Source organism: Bradyrhizobium sp. CIR18 (assembly GCF_014198295.1).
In the GTDB taxonomy this organism is placed as follows: domain Bacteria; phylum Pseudomonadota; class Alphaproteobacteria; order Rhizobiales; family Xanthobacteraceae; genus Bradyrhizobium.
Map to the genome: position 1 here is coordinate 1,742,258 of NZ_JACIHF010000001.1, position 15,133 is coordinate 1,757,390.

The window sequence follows — 15,133 nt, forward strand, 5'->3', positions numbered from 1 at the left end:
GTCCCTATTTGCTGCTGTCGACAAGACCCTTGATGAACCAGCGCTGCAACAGCAGGACGACCAACACCGGCGGCAACATCGTGAGGAGCGCACCGCTCATGGCGATGTTCCAGGCCGGCTCGCTGTCGGAGCGGGGAATCAGGCCCTTCAACGCAATGACCGCCGTTGCCATGTCCTTGTCGGTCGTGAACAGCAAAGGCCAGAGATACTGATTCCAGCCGAATAGGAACAGGATGATCGCGAGCGCCACCATGTTCGGGACGGACAGCGGCAGCAGGATGCTCCAGAAGAAGTGCAGCGGCGAGGCGCCGTCCAGCCTCGCCGCCTCGCACAGCTCCTCCGGGATCGTCAGGAAGAACTGGCGAAAAAGGAAGGTAGCGGTGGCCGACGCGATCAGCGGCAGGATCAGCCCGGGATAGGTGTTGACCATGTTCCATTCCAGCGCGATCGCGACCTCGTGCCCGCTGATCCAGCGCCAGAGATCGGCGATATGCAGCGTATCCAACAGCCATTGCAGGGGCAGCGCCGCATTTGCCACGGCTTCGAAGGTCGGCACGATCCGGACCTCGATCGGCAGCATCAGCGACGTGAAGATCAGCCAGAATGCGAGCATTCGATAGCGGAATCGGAAGTAGGTGATGGCGAAAGCCGAGAGCAGCGATACCGCGATCTTGCCGGCCGTGATGCCGAGCGCCACGATAATCGAATTCGCGAAGGTGCGGCTGAAATTGCCCTTGCTCCAGGCCAGCTGCAGATTGTCGAAGAACTGGCCTCCCGGCAGCCAGGGCAGCGGCACTTTCTGCACCTCGGCCACCGTGAGCGAGCCGGCCACGAATGCGAAATACAGCGGTACGCAGACCATCAGCGCGCCGGCGATCAGGATCGCGTGGCAGAGCATGTTGAGGATCGGTGAGCGTTCCACCATGCGGCTAGACCCCGTAATTGACCTTGCGGTCGAAGTAGCGGAATTGCAGCAGCGTGCAGATCAGCGCAAAGCTCATCAACAGAACCGACTGTGCAGCCGAAGAGCCGAGATCGAGATTGACGAAGCCGTCGACGAAGACCTTGTAGACCAGAATGTTGGTTGCACCGGCCGGGCCGCCTTTGGTCACGGCATCGATGATGGCGAAGGTTTCGAAGAAGCCATAGATGAAGTTCATCACCGTGAGGAAGAAGATGGTGGGCCCGAGCATCGGCAGCGCGATTGAGACGAAGCGGCGGATCGGTCCCGCACCGTCCACGGCGGCGGCCTCCATCAGCGACACCGGCACCGCGAGCAACCCCACCACCAGAAAGATATAGTCGTAGCAGATGTGCTTCCATGACGCGGCCAGCGTCACCAGGATCAGCGCATCGGTCGGATTGAGGTTAGGGTCCCATGCAATACCGAGCCCGTGCAGCACCTGTGCGAGCGGGCCGACCGCCGGATTGAACAAGAAGGCCCACAGGATGCCGGCGATCGCGGGCGCAATGGCATAGGGCAACAGGATGATCGTGCGATAGGCCGAGCGGCCACGCACGATCCTGTCGGTGGCAAAGGCCAGCACGAGCGCGCTGCCCAATGTGAGCACGTTCTGCGCCACCGTAAACCAGAACGTCACCGCGATCGACTGGCGGTAGTCGCTGCTCGCAAGCAGCGTCTTGAAATTGTCGAACCACACGAACTGAACGTTGGTCCCGAACGGATCGCTGAGCAGAACGGACTGCATCAGCGCCCGCAGCGACGGAATGAAGAAGAAGAACAGCAGGATCAGCAATTGCGGCAGCAACAGCAGCGTCGGCAGGCCGGGACCGTCGCCGAAATTGGCGCGCTTCAGTCCGGCCTCCTCACGCGGCCGCGTTCTGCCCGACCGACGCGAGCTGCCGGCGACTGCCGCCGGCACGGCTTTGGACCCACCACCCCCGTGCCTTCCCTGAAGCACGGGTGCGCGTGCCTCGCGCCACGGGATGGACAGGCGCAACGTCATGGACGCTCGGTTTCCGGAGTCTTCCCGGCATTCAGCTTTTCGAACTGCCGCAGGATCTCGTTACCCCGCTTGACTGCGTCATCCATGGCCTGCTGCGGCTGCTTCTGACCGGCGAACACCGCCTCGACCTCCTGGCGCTGGGCCAGCATCGTCTGCACGAAGTTGCCGAAGCGGAAGCCGCGCGAGTTCTCGTTCGGCGTGCCGCGCGAGAGCTGCAGCACCGCGATCTCCCTGGTCGGATGATCCTTGTAGTAGCCCCGCTCCCGCGCGACCGCATAGGCGCGGTTGGTGGCGGGAACATAGCCGGTTGCGCCATGCCACCAGACCTGGGTTTCCGGCTGCGCGACGAAATCCAGAAAGGCTGCGACGGCCTCGTATCGCTCCGGCGTGTGGCCCTTCATGACCCAGATGGCCCCACCCCCGATGGTGCTGTTGAGAGGCGGATTGATGTCGCTCTCGTGCGGCAGGAAGGTGGCGCTCCAATTGATGGTCGCATTGCGCTCGATGTTGCCGTGCGATGCGGTCGAATTGACGAAGGTCGAGCACCGGCCCGACGTGAACAATTGTTCGGGACTGAAGCCCTGGCCCGCGATCTGCATTACGCCGTCGTCGAGCCATTTCTTGAGCCGCGCGACTTGCGAGACCACCTTCGTCTTGTTGTAGACGAACTCGGTGCCGAGCCCGTCGAAGCCGTTCGCTAGCGTACCGTAGGGCTGGTTGTTGATGGCGCTGTAGTTCTCGAGCAGGCTCCAGTAGAAATCGCCGGGCAGGACCGTGCCGCACTCGCTGATTCCCTTGGACTTGATGGTGTAGAGCTGCTTCTCCAGCTCCTGCCAGGTGTCGGCCGGCTTGTCGAAGCCGGCCTTCTGGAAGTGATCCTTGTTGTACCAGAAGATCGGCGTCGACGAGTTGAAGGGCATCGCCGACATCCGGCCCTTGTAGCTCCAGAAGCTTGCGACGGGTTTGATGAAGTCCGAGAAGTCGATCTTGTAACCCTTCTGCTCCACCAAATCCTGCACGGGGACAATGGCCCCTGAAAGCAGCATCGTCATGTAACCGCGCTCGGCGATCTGCACCATCTCCGGCGGCCGCTTGGCACGATAGGCGGCGATCACCCCGTTGGTCACCTCGTCATAGTTCCCCTTGGCGACCGCGACGACCGTGTACTTGTCCTGCGACTTGTTGAACTTCTCGACCAGCTCATTGAGCCGGTCGCCGAGGACGCCACTCATGGCGTGCCACCACTGGACCTCGACCCGTGCCTGCGCCGGACCAACCAATGCCAACGCGCCGAACAAGGCCGCAATGAATGCGACTTTCCTACCCATGGGCAGCCCTCCCTCGCCGGGCAAAAAGACCCGGACTATACATTTGTATTTTTATCATGACATATGTGTCGAGATGATGAAAGAGGGTCGAATGCCCTCTCCTACGCAGGCAGCGCCGACGTTGGATGCAAGCCGTGCCTGGGTACGCCCGGTCCAGCTGGCAATGGGGCTACGAAGCGCTTCTGATTGCCCGACCGACCTTCTGCAGGGCCTCGAAGGCTCGAAAGCGCCGATCGGCCCAGTCTACGAGAGCGGCCTGGGGTCGAGAGATGTCTCCCAGAACCGACATCGCCTGCATCGCCTCGCCGAGATTGCCATGGTCGCCCGATGCAACTGATCCAAGCATCGCGGAGCCGAGCAGGACGGCCTCCGGGGATGCCGACGCAGCCACCGTCAAACCCGTCATATCGGCGAGGACTTGCCGCACAAGGCGGCTCTTTGCGGCGCCACCGCTGACCACGATCGTATCGACCGCGATGCCCTTGTCCTGCTGGGCGCGAACGATCTGCCTGGCCCCGCAACCGAGACCGCACAGCCCGGCAAGATAAAGCGCCAGCAGGCTCTCCAGATCCGAGCGCATATCGAGCCCGGCAATCAGCGCACGCGCGTCAGGGTCCGCGAACGGCGCGCGATTGCCGAGGAATTCGGGAACGACATGAACCTCGCCGACCAATTGCGGAATCATTCCGTCACCGCCGCGGGATTCGGTTTCCGAGGCAAGCCAATCGGCAAGCGTCTGCTGCTTCTGGCGTGCAGCCTGCGTCGCTTGCGCGGAATGCGGATGCATCTGCAACAGATGCTCGATGGCAGCGCCGGCGGCCGACTGCCCGCCTTCATTGAGCCAAAGCCCGGGCACCATCGCGGAGAAATAAGGTCCCCAAACGCCGGGGACGAAGGACGGATCCGGCGTGGTCGTCATGGTACAGGCGGACGTTCCGAACACATAGGCCATGCGCGTCAGCACCGTGCCCGCGTGGCCGCGCGCGCCCACCGTACCAACGCCGCCGGCATGTGCATCGATGAGGCCGGCAGCGACCGGCGTACCCGTCGCGAGGCCGAGATCGGCCGCAGCCTCCGCCGTCAGGCCCGCCGCCAGCCTCGTTCCGCCGGGCACGATCTCGGTGCCGATCCTGCGGAACTGCTCGTCCGCCAGCACGCCGAGGCCGACCCTGCGGAAGAATTGATCGTCCCAGCGGTTTTCATGACCCAGATAGGTCCACTTGCAGGTCACGGTACAGATGGAGCGAGACAGGCTCCCCGTCGCACGCCAGGTGAGAAAATCGGTCAAGTCCATGAACTGCCACGCACGGGAAAACGTGTTGGGCATGTTTTCGGCGAGCCACAAGAGTTTCGGCGTCTCCATCTCGGGTGAGATCGTTCCGCCGACATAGTCAAGAACCGTCTCGCCCGTCTGGTTGATCCGGCGCGCCTGATCGCCGGCGCGGTGATCCATCCATACGATGACGTTGCGAGCAGGATCGCCGGACGGGCCGACGGGCAGCGGCGCGCCCCCTTCGCCAAGCACCACCAGCGAGCAGGTCGCGTCGAAGCCGATGCCGGTGATGCTGTCCGGCGCGATGCCGGCCTGTGCCACCGCTCCACGCACGCTGCGGCATACGGCACGCCAGATGTCCTCGCTTGAGTGCTCGACGATGTCGCCGGCCTCCCGCCAAAGTGCGATGGGGGAGCTGTCACTCGCCATCAGCCTGCCGGAGCGGTCGAACACGCCGGCCCGTGCGCTGCCGGTGCCGACATCGATGCCAAGAAAATGGCGGTCATCGGATTGTTTCGTCATCTGGATCGCCAATCGGAGAATGCTACAGATCGTTGCTCTGCGGCAGAATGACGAGGTCGCGGATGGTGACGTTTCTCGGACGCGTCAACATAAAAAGCACCGCCTCTGCGACCTCCACCGGCTGCATCAAGCCACCTGCCGCCATTTCTTCCTCGATCTTCTCCTTGGGCCAGTCCTTGATAAGCGCGGTCACAACCGGACCTGGCGCAACGGCACCGACGCGCAAACCGTATTTGGCGACCTGTCGGCGCACGGTATGCACGAAAGCCTGCACGGCGTGCTTGGACGCAGTATAGATCGGCTCCCAGACGACAGGGACAAGACCGGCGATCGAACTGGTGACGATGATGTCGCCGCTCTTGCGCTCAACCATGTGCGGCAGCACCGCATGAATCGACCGGAACAGCGCATTGATGTTCAAATTGAGCATGCGATCCCAGGCGTCGGGATCGCCCGCGAGCACCTCGCCGCCGACATAGGCGCCTGCGTTCGCGTGGAAGATGTCCAGCTGTCCCGCCTTCTCCAGCAATTGAGGCATCATGGCTTGCATGCTCACGGGATCGGTGAGGTCGATGCGTAACGGAATCGCCTGATCGCCCAGCTCGACGCAGGCTTTGCTCAGCGCCTCCTCCGCCCGATCGATCAGCACCACCCGCGCACCCGCGCCGATCAAAGCTCTGGCGCACTCGAGACCGATGCCCGATGCGGCGCCGGTGATCGCGGCAACTTTTCCTGCAAGTTCCTGGGCCAAGGCTTGTCCTTTTCTTGTTCGAGTTATTCAAGCTCGGCCATGGGAGAGGCGTGAGCGTCGTGCCAGCGAATCGACGATGACCGCAATGGCAAGGACCGCGCCCGTAATCATGTACCGTAGCGACGAGGAGAGATCGAGCAGCGTCAGGCCGCTCGCGATGGACTGGATGACGATGACGCCGAGCAGTGCGGAATAGGCGCTCCCGCGACCGCCGAACAGGCTCGTGCCGCCGATGACCGCGGCGGCGATCGCGTTGAGATTTACATCCCCGGTCCCGGCCTGCTGGCTGGAAGATGCCAGCCGCGCCGCGGCAAGAATGCCGCCGGCCGCCGCCAGTGTGGAGCACAGCACGAACGCGGTCAGATAGACCCGGCGAACATTGATGCCGGCCCGGCGGGCCGCCTCGCGATTGCCGCCGACGGCAGACATCGAACGGCCCCATTTGGTCCGCGTCAACGCGTAGTTCATCACCACGCACAGGCCGACGAACAGACCGAACATCCACGGAATGCCGCGGCCGAGATTGAGATAATAGACGACGAATTCGAGCATGACGGTGACCAGCAGCGCCTTCAGCACCATGCGGCCGAGCGAACTGGCCGATAGCCCCGCCTGCCGCCGGCGCAACGCTGTGCGGTAGCTGGTCACGAACACCACAAGGCTCGCAACCGCCGCCAGCACGTAGGACACGATTGGCGGCATGACGAGCATCTGCCCGAAATTGACCAGTGGCGATCCGTACGGAAGGTTGATCGAGCCCGATGAGCCGAGCAGATACAGCTGCAGGCCGAGCCACCCCAGCAGGCCGGCCAGCGTCGAAACGAAGCTCGGCATCCCCAGACGATTGAACAGAAATGCGTAAAGCGCGCCGATGGCGGCGCCCAGCACCAACGCCGTGACGATCGCCACGGCGACCGGCCAATCCTGACCAACCCAAAGCACGCCAACGAGCGCCGAAGCGAACCCGCTCACCGAGCCGACCGAGAGATCGATCTCGCCGACCATCAGGATACAGACGATGCCCAGCGAGATCACGCCCACCGTCGAGCAATCGAACAGCAAATTGACCAGATTGTTCGGCGCCAGAAAAACAGGGTTGAGACTCTCGAATGCCGTGCAGATGACAATGAGCCCGACGACCACCGGCAGCGAGCCGAGATCGCCCGACCGCACGCGATCCACAAACGCGCTGAACATGTTCCCAAATGTGTCCGTGTGCTTGACGCGCTCGTCACTGCGATCGAGCGGCCGCGTCATCGAAACCCGTTGTGCGTTGTCGGTCATCGGCCAAGCTCCGGCGACTGATGCGCGCGGCGCCGGCTGGCGCGGCGCGAGACCGAGTTTTCGTCCGCACCGGTGATCGCGGTGACGAGATCCTGGTTGGAAGCGTCGGGCTCGAATTCGCCGTTGTTGCGGCCGAGGCGCAGCACCACGATCCGGTCGGCGACGGCGCGGACGTCCTCCATGTTGTGGCTGATCATGATGACGCCGAGGCCGCGGGCGCGAACGCGCTCGACGAGGTCCAGCACCTCGGCGGTTTGGGCGACGCCGAGCGCGGCGGTCGGCTCGTCGAGCAGGATGAGCTTCGGCTCGGTGAGCAGCGAACGCGCGATCGCCACGGTCTGGCGCTGTCCGCCGGAGAGCGACGCAACCGGCTCGCGCACGCTCGGGATCCGCGCCGACAATTCGTTGAGCAGCGTCCAGGCGCGGAGCTCCATGGAGACCTCGTCGAGCCGCATCGGATTGAGCTCGCGGCCGAGGAAGATATTTGCGACCACATCGAGGTTTTCGCAGAGCGCCAGATCCTGAAAAACGGTGGCGATGCCGAGGCCGAGCGCAGTGGACGGATCGGACAGGACAACCGGCTCGCCGCCGAAGGCGATCGTTCCAGAACTGGGCTGGTGCACGCCGGCAAGGATCTTCACCAGCGTGGATTTTCCAGCACCGTTGTCGCCCACGAGCGCCACGACCTCGCCGGCATGCACGTCGAGATCGACGTTGGTCAGGGCGGACACGGCGCCGAAATGCTTGGAAATTCCGCGAAGACTCAAGACCGGTTTGCGCGGTCCGCCTTCCGGGTGATCGACATCCGAGATCATGGTCATGTCCCAGTCCGCCCTCTCGTCGTTCGTCCCGGCCGCCGCGAGCGGCCGGGACGGACGCAGTTACTGCGTGATGCCGAGCTTCTTACAGCCGGCGGCATAGCGGCCCGTGCAGAGCTGATCGGCCGTCTGGATCTTCTTGTCGATGATCTCAGCCTTCAGGTTCTCCTGCGTGACGACCGCCGGCACGAACAGCTTCGATGGCGCATTGAAGAGTGTGGTTTCCGCCTTGGGCGTCTCGCCGGAGAGGAATTTCACCGCGGCTTGGGCCGCTGCAGCGGCCACGATCTCGCTGGGCTTGGAGATCGTGTTGTACTGATCGCCGGCGATGACGAGCTGAAGCGCGGCGATCGTCGCATCGTTGCCCGTCACCGGCGGCACCGGATCGACGCCTGCGGCCTTGAAGGCGGCAATTGCGCCACCGCCGGTGCCATCGTTGGCGGCAACCACGCCGAGGATCTTCTTGCCGAAGCGGGTGACCTGGCCGCTCGCCCATTGCTGCGCCTTCGGCGGCGCCCAGTCCGGCGTGTCGTATTCGGCGAGAATCGGATAGCCGCTCTTATCAAGGCCCGCGTGGATGCCCTTCTTGATGAGGCCCGCAGCGGCATCGGTCGGCGATCCATTGATTTCGAGCACGCCCTCACCTTCCTTCGCCGTGACGTTGGCGGCCTTCAGATGCTTGATGAGCGAGTCGGAGATGGCCTTGCCGATGGCTTCGTTATCGAAGGAGACGTAGAAATCGACCTTGGCGTCGGGGACCGGCCGGTCGTAGGCAATGACCTTGATGCCCTGCGACTGCGCCATCTTGACCAGGGAGGCCGCAGCGGTCGAGTCGACAGGGTCGAGCACAATGACCTTGGCGCCCTGCGAGATCACCGAGTTGAATTGCTGTTGCTGCCGTGCCGCATCTGCGCCGGCGTTCTGGTAGATCACCTTGCAACTTGCGCAGAGCTTCTTCATCTCAGCAGCGAAGCCCGGATAGTCATGTTGTTCGTAGCGGGTGGACGCCTGATCCGGCATCAGGAAGGCAACGGTCGCGTCCTTCACCTCTGCGGCCTGCGAGAACATGGCCGTTGTACCGAGCAGCGACAGGGCCAGGGCCAGTGCGCCCGTATGTTTCGGGGAGAACCTTTTCATTCGGACTTTCCTTTCCAGAACTAGAGTGCTGTGGTTGATCCTTGAAGATGGGCCCTCGCGGCTCCCGTCCCCGGCGGCGATGAGTGCCGGTGCTCCGAAGCCGCGCGGAATTCCTGGACAAGCGATTCCTGTCGCGGGCTGCCATCGGCATGCCCGCGTCATTCTTCCCGTGGTGGTCTCCTCCTTTGCTTTTCGCCGGCTAGGCCGCGCGTGCCGTATTGATGTTCTGCGCGAGCAATCGCCTGAAGCGCGAAGGCGGCATGCCTTTCTCGGCCAAAAACTGCCGGTTGAAATTAGAGAGATTGTTGAAGCCGACCTCGAAGCAGATGTCGGTGATGGACGCCTGCTCGTCGCTCATCAAGATCTGGCAGGCGAGATTGATGCGCAGCCGCTTGACGTATTGCACCAGCGACATGCCGGTGTGCCGGCGGAAGGAACGCGAAAACGCGCTTTGCGACTGGCCTGCGATCGCCGCTAGCTCGGCTTCACCGAAAGGCTGCGTCAGGTTCTGCCGGATGAAGGCGAGCGCCTTGTTCATGCCCGCCGACATATATCCGGACGGGTCGGGCAGATAATTCGGACTGGAAAGCGGACGCGCATTGCGGGCGCGGCCAAGTGTTCCCAGGATCATCAGGAACAACTCGATCCGGCGCACACCGTTCGCGGTCACGATCTCCTCCATCAGTGGAGCGACCCTGTCGCTGGTGCTGCACGTGAAAAGCGCGCCGCGCCGCGAGAAATCCAGCAGCGCGGCAAGGCCCGACAGTTCCGGCATGACCTTCATCAGGTCCCCGATGAATTCCTCGCTGAACTGGAGGACGCGTCCGCGCAGTGGGATGGTGCTGCCGGCCGGCAGATCGCTCACCCAATTGTGCGGCAGATTGGGGCCGGTGAGCACGAGATTGCCCGGCTCGAACTCGCCGATGAAGTCGCCGACGAAATAGCGACCGCTGGTCGCCACGACCTGGTGGAGCTCGTATTCGGGATGGAAATGCCAGCGGACCGTGTGGAATGGGTAGCCGTGCGACCACGCCTTGAACGATTCGCCGCGCCGTATCTGGACAACTTCCAGGTCCGGTTCCATATCCGCTCCCTTCGGGCCGGTGCGGTTTTTGATGATCCGCCCCTGTTCCCTTATCGGCTGAATTTGCTCAGCGCTTCCTCTCGTTAGGGATCGTAGCGACCGGTACCCGGGCCCGCCACCACCATTTCAATGTGCAACTGATACTTTTTTGATGTGCCGCAGACAGTCCCGAGCCCCGCAACCGGGTCCGCACTCTCCGCGAAACGGGCATCTCACTACAGCGGCTCTACCGAAAGTGCGGTCTCGCACAGGCACGGCGGTTGCGCACAGCAGGTCACGATTGCGCGGAAGGCTTCCGGTGATTGGGGCTGTCTGTTGCCACTCGCATTCAACCCACGGAATGAGCTGCGACAACCGGGGCGCTGCTCTTCAAAACCCACGCTCACAATGATCATGACTGGATTTTTATGGAATCTCTCGGTGAACACGCCGCGCACACGCAAGCATCTAACCAATTGGAAAATTTGAACTCTCGCTCCAATCCATCATGGGCGCCACTCAATCGTTTATCCTATCCTCTCAATGGGATGAAGCACGAACGTGTGCACTCCAAACTAGCCGAGATTGCACACGTTTGTACCCGTTTTGACCTCTCGGTGCACACATAGTGCACACGAAAGCCGGAGTGCACACGCGTGGCGACCTTCACTCAATTGGGATCGGGAAACTGGCGCGTTCAAGTCCGCCGCAAGAACCGCTATGTGGCCGAGACTTTCCGGCGGCGCAAGGACGGCGAAGAATGGGCGCTCGAGATGGAGCGCAACATTGACCGCAATGGATCGTTTAAACCACGCGCGGTGCGCAACGTTCGCACATTTGGCGATCTGATTGATCTGCACGACGAAGACATGCGCGAGGTTGGAAAACCCCCTCGCCGGTCAAAGGCTGCTGTGATGGCGTCGCTCAAGGCTGAGCTCGGCAGTGTGAAGCTGCTCGCGCTTAATCGAGAGCGGCTGATCGAGTTTGGGAGAAAGCGAGCCAAGCAAGGCGCTGGTCCCGCGACTTTGGCAATCGATTTGTCTTTTACACGCCGCGATTACCTGAGATACATAAAACTGATTGAAGACGAATTCGGCGATTTACCGATTGCTGCCCTCGCCGACCGTCGGATTCGCGGCGACTTCAAAAGCTGGCGCGACAAATACGCAAACACGCCACGAAAGGCTGATCTGGCCTGGACGGTGTTGGCGCGCATCCTGTCATTCGCGAAGGACCGCGGCATCATCACCACCAATCCATGCGAGCGGGGTGGCCGGCTCTATGTGGCCGACCGCAAGGATAAGATCTGGACCGAACAAGACATTGCCGCCGTCCTTGCAGTCGCATCCAGCGAGATCCAGCTCGCCCTCATCTTGGCTTTGTGGAGCGGGCAGCGGCAGGGAGACCTGCTACGGCTGCCGTGGTCAGCCTACGCAAGCCCTTACATTCGCCTTCGGCAGTCGAAAGGCGGCCGGCGTGTCGCAATGCCCGCCGGAGGCCCTCTGCGAGCTCTACTCGACACCACCGAGCGCCGAGGGCCGCTCATCCTGACGAACACGCTCGGGCGGCCCTGGACGTCAGACGGCTTTCGGACGTCCTGGGCAAAGGCATGCGAACGAGCTGGCATCAGCGGCCTCACGTTTCACGACCTGAGAGGCACTGCCGTGGTTCGGTTGGCCATTGCCGGCGCGAGCGTGCCGCAGATCGCGGCCGTGACTGGTCACTCGCTAAAGGACGTCGAGGCCATTCTCGATGCACATTATCTTGGCCGAGATATTCAGCTTGCCGAAGCTGCGGTGCTGAAGCTCGAAGCGCGAACAAAACTGTAAAATGGCCTGTAAAATGAAGCCACTTACTGTATCGCGATCAGCGCTGAGTGTTTGATTTATATGGTGGGCGCACCAGGGCTCGAACCTGGGACGCGCTGATTAAGAGAGACCCGCAACGGACGGCAGGGCCGGCTTATTGGCGACCTTGGAGCGGCATGCGAAGCCCATGATGATCAGACAGCAATGGCTGGGACGATCCCCTTCCGAGACAAGACAGGTGTCCGCAGGAACGACTCTGATCTCTGCGCTCGACCGAGCTTTGCGCGGCGGCGTGAGCGAGGGTCTGCAAATGATTCCATGATTGACGTCACACAGTTGATTCCAGGTCGCTTCTATTGGGTCCTTGTGCGCTCAAGCACGAAAACTCTCGAGTGGCAGCCGGCACGCTTCACCGGCGCTACTTGCCAAGGCGACGGTGCGAAGTGGGACTTCATCGGCTTCAATCGCGACGTCGGTCATCATTTCATCGAGGTCGTCGACATCGGCCCAGAACTACCGTCCTAAACGCTCGCGTTAAGATGCCTACGAAGCCTAGCGAGAGCGCAGCTATCGATCCGCTGCGCGGATTCCCTATGTCTGTACAATCGCTGCGGCCCTGTCCTTTCTGCGGCGGTTCGGAGGTTTGGATCAACGGCGACATCGACCCAAAATTCGTAGTATGTAAGGAATGTTCAGCTTTCGGGCCCAATGCGCCGACCGTTAGGCAGGCGGCCGAGCGCTGGAACAAACGCATCAGCCCCTAAGGCGAAGCCAACCCTCCGGCTATCTAGCTCTCAATCAGTGGCCGAACGACCAGGCTTGGAGCGTGGCGTTGGCCTAGATTGAAAATCTCAGTGGCTAGTTTGATTTATCTCAATGGTCCCGGCTGGTTCCGGCCCGCCCTTGAGCTGTGCCCCAGACCGATGACCCAGGTCCAAGCAAGGAGCCCCCGCCCAAGCCAACACGTCTTGAGGATGCGCAGCGGATCATCGAGGAGTACCCCGCGGATCTGCGCGAGATCCTCAGGAAACTCCGTCGCAAGATGAATTAGGCGCGCCTCAGTTGGCGGGCTGGCTTTTTAGGAACGAGTGGCACCGGACAGGCTTGGTGCTGTGCTCCGGCTCCATGCCCCCGTACGGGCCGGAGTAAGTCCAACGGCCCCAGTCGCCGCCAGACGGCTGGGGCCGTATTTTTTGTGTAGGAACTATAGGCCCGCGAACGAATCTAGTTTGCAGCTTTCCTCAGCTGGGGACTGCAAATGCGTTATGTTGCGTACTCGGTAGATCTATCCGGTGTTGCTCGTGCACTTTACGAGATCGATTGCCCGACAGACAAAGACGCGCAAGACCGAGCCGAGAAATATCTAGAGGCACACCCTGTTGTAGAGCTTTGGGACGGCCCCCGTAGGGTCGCTCGCCTGGTGCGAGAGAGCTCTGACTGAATTCCGCAGTGGCCTGTTTCGGAACGCGAGCCGGCTAGTCAGCATTACTGGCGTATGCCGCGCTACTTCTTCCATGTGACCCACGAACGTCATGAACCCGACCTCGAAGGCGAGGAACTGCCCGACAAACACGCCGCTTGGCGTGAAGCCACGGTGACGGCTGGGCAGATACTCCAAAGCCTCGATGGGAAGCTAACGCCAGATCGTGGATGGCGGATGGAGGTCGTGGACGAGTTCCAGAACACCCTCTACGTTCTCCACATCCACGCCGAGAAGCCGAAGTAAGGCCGCCTATGGGGACCGTGTTCTCCGGGCCAGAACAACCGCAACGGGACACGCTGTACTACCGCCTATCGCTCGTCTGGCTCGCAATCGTCGCGGGCTACTTCCTGTCTGTGCTGATGCATTGAGGTCGCCTCAGTGGGCGGCCTCTTTACTTCCAATGTCAGTTGCCGGCCCCGAGCGGACCTTCACGGTGATGGCCGTTGAGGACCGCTTGTGCCCATAGCGGAAGTCGCAGCGGCTTCATTGAAAATTGATCATTCTGCGCGCTAACGGTTGCCGAAGCTCGTTTTACAACCTAGTCGTGCTTAAGCAGATCTAGGATTGACCGGGTGCCGTGCGAAGCCGATGACTGTTGCCGGGCACTCACACGAAACGAACTTATTTGGAGCAGCACTTTGAACCGGATCGTTCTTGCCTTCGCTGCAACAATTTGCGTCGCCTCGATGAGCCACGCGCAATCCGGACAATCGAAGGGCACTGCGGCAATTTTGCCAGATGTTGCCATGCTCATTCATGGACCTGGCGGTGAATCCTCATACAGATTGACGAGTAGCTGACCAATCTCGGCATGTTGCGTGATGGCAGCTTCTGACCCACAGCCGACCTTGTCGCTCGAACTGTTCACGTCACAATCGAGGGGGTCGCAAGATCGTTGTAATCGATTACAATCGTGGCCTTCGCTTCGGGCTGGCAGCTTCGAAGATAGAGCCGCTGTCCCTCAACGTACCGTCGGTTCGATGGAGCCGCAGGGTCGGGCGACAAACCATCGCGCGAAGCGCACCGCGCAACGGATACAGTAAAGTCTGTTCGGAGGAAGATTGAAGCGTCCCAGCACGTGAGCAATTCGGGTCGATGCAGAAACATGCCATCTATCAGCAAAATGGAAGACGGCGGTGCCTCCAGATCATTGGCAGGTACAATGTCATCGGTCACATGATCGAAGATTGCTCGGCGATACCTGCGAGAACCGCCGGGACTTAACGGGTCCATCAGGTATTGCTTCAATGCCGAGTAATTGTACGAGTCCTCGAAAACGCCTTCCGGTGAATGACGTCCCCGCCGATATCTGACCGCCTTGGGATTATGAAATCCGTCTACCGATGCTCGAATCACGGGCCGCCCCTTAGTCGCAATGAGGCTTCCGAGTTCATCAGCGAATGTGGTCTTTCCTGCCCCGTCGATGCCGTCAATAGCGACGCGGGCCGTCTGATCTGGCGAGGTTACGACAAAGCGATCAGCCAAGTCGGATAGAAGTCTATTTCTCTTTTCCATCTGGATAGAAAATGCGCTGAGCGAAAGGCACTCAAACCTACAATGGAGCTGGTCACTTCCGCAATTGATGCTGTGGACGGCTCCTCCATGGGCACGAGAGTGCCAAGGATGGGGCGCCGTTTGAGGCTCCCACGATTCGGAGGAGCAGCCTATGCAATCAATTTCGACGATTGGTCTGGATATC

At 61.4% G+C, this 15,133-nt stretch carries 14 protein-coding genes; 4 read left to right on the top strand and 10 right to left on the bottom strand.

Translation table 11 applies throughout. The features are described 5' to 3' along the window. Positions 1–4: 4 nt before the first annotated feature. The 9 genes from GGD65_RS08515 to GGD65_RS08555 form a co-directional block, all read right to left on the bottom strand. On the bottom strand, positions 5–925 hold the full coding sequence (locus GGD65_RS08515) for an ABC transporter permease subunit (RefSeq protein WP_091952270.1): 921 nt from the start codon (positions 923–925) through the stop codon (positions 5–7). A 4-nt stretch (positions 926–929) separates the two neighbouring features. Beyond that, positions 930–1,883, bottom strand: coding sequence for an ABC transporter permease subunit (locus tag GGD65_RS08520; RefSeq protein WP_312017690.1), 954 nt, complete (start codon positions 1,881–1,883; stop codon positions 930–932). Between the two features lie 80 nt (positions 1,884–1,963). Next, the gene (locus GGD65_RS08525) at positions 1,964–3,295 is read right to left on the bottom strand and encodes an extracellular solute-binding protein (RefSeq protein WP_183233458.1); all 1,332 of its coding nucleotides are present in this window, start codon (positions 3,293–3,295) and stop codon (positions 1,964–1,966) included. A gap of 169 nt (positions 3,296–3,464) precedes the next feature. Next, positions 3,465–5,090: an FGGY-family carbohydrate kinase gene (locus GGD65_RS08530; RefSeq protein ID WP_183233459.1), complete on the bottom strand. Its 1,626-nt coding sequence runs from the start codon at positions 5,088–5,090 to the stop codon at positions 3,465–3,467. A gap of 22 nt (positions 5,091–5,112) precedes the next feature. Further along, positions 5,113–5,841: an SDR family oxidoreductase gene (locus GGD65_RS08535; protein WP_091952277.1), complete on the bottom strand. Its 729-nt coding sequence runs from the start codon at positions 5,839–5,841 to the stop codon at positions 5,113–5,115. 27 nt (positions 5,842–5,868) lie between these two features. Then, positions 5,869–7,125: a sugar ABC transporter permease gene (locus tag GGD65_RS08540; RefSeq protein WP_183233460.1), complete on the bottom strand. Its 1,257-nt coding sequence runs from the start codon at positions 7,123–7,125 to the stop codon at positions 5,869–5,871. Continuing rightward, on the bottom strand, positions 7,122–7,946 hold the full coding sequence (locus GGD65_RS08545; protein ID WP_183233461.1) for an ATP-binding cassette domain-containing protein: 825 nt from the start codon (positions 7,944–7,946) through the stop codon (positions 7,122–7,124). The genes GGD65_RS08540 and GGD65_RS08545 overlap by 4 nt, the downstream gene beginning before the upstream one ends. 60 nt (positions 7,947–8,006) lie before the next feature. Beyond that, positions 8,007–9,080 (bottom strand): sugar ABC transporter substrate-binding protein, encoded by a 1,074-nt coding sequence (locus GGD65_RS08550; RefSeq protein WP_183233462.1) that lies wholly within the window; start codon positions 9,078–9,080, stop codon positions 8,007–8,009. Between the two features lie 199 nt (positions 9,081–9,279). Continuing rightward, positions 9,280–10,164 carry an AraC family transcriptional regulator gene (locus tag GGD65_RS08555; RefSeq protein WP_183233463.1) on the bottom strand — a complete coding sequence of 295 codons (885 nt, stop codon included), beginning with the start codon at positions 10,162–10,164 and terminating at the stop codon, positions 9,280–9,282. Positions 10,165–10,799: 635 nt separating this feature from the next. On the opposite strand from GGD65_RS08555, the gene GGD65_RS08565 reads away from it, so the two are divergent. From GGD65_RS08565 to GGD65_RS08580, 4 genes are all read left to right on the top strand, one after another. Beyond that, positions 10,800–11,972 carry a tyrosine-type recombinase/integrase gene (locus GGD65_RS08565; protein ID WP_312014141.1) on the top strand — a complete coding sequence of 391 codons (1,173 nt, stop codon included), beginning with the start codon at positions 10,800–10,802 and terminating at the stop codon, positions 11,970–11,972. A 297-nt stretch (positions 11,973–12,269) separates the two neighbouring features. Then, complete coding sequence (locus tag GGD65_RS08570; RefSeq protein WP_183234890.1) at positions 12,270–12,476, top strand: hypothetical protein; 207 nt, start codon at positions 12,270–12,272, stop codon at positions 12,474–12,476. A 68-nt stretch (positions 12,477–12,544) separates the two neighbouring features. Beyond that, the gene (locus GGD65_RS41100; RefSeq protein WP_157644390.1) at positions 12,545–12,715 is read left to right on the top strand and encodes a Lar family restriction alleviation protein; all 171 of its coding nucleotides are present in this window, start codon (positions 12,545–12,547) and stop codon (positions 12,713–12,715) included. A 731-nt stretch (positions 12,716–13,446) separates the two neighbouring features. Then, the gene (locus tag GGD65_RS08580) at positions 13,447–13,677 is read left to right on the top strand and encodes a DUF6894 family protein (protein WP_183234892.1); all 231 of its coding nucleotides are present in this window, start codon (positions 13,447–13,449) and stop codon (positions 13,675–13,677) included. A gap of 621 nt (positions 13,678–14,298) precedes the next feature. On the opposite strand, the gene GGD65_RS08585 is transcribed toward GGD65_RS08580, so the two are convergent. After that, a partial coding sequence (locus tag GGD65_RS08585) for a hypothetical protein (RefSeq protein WP_246783214.1) occupies positions 14,299–15,133 on the bottom strand: 835 nt, incomplete at its 5' end.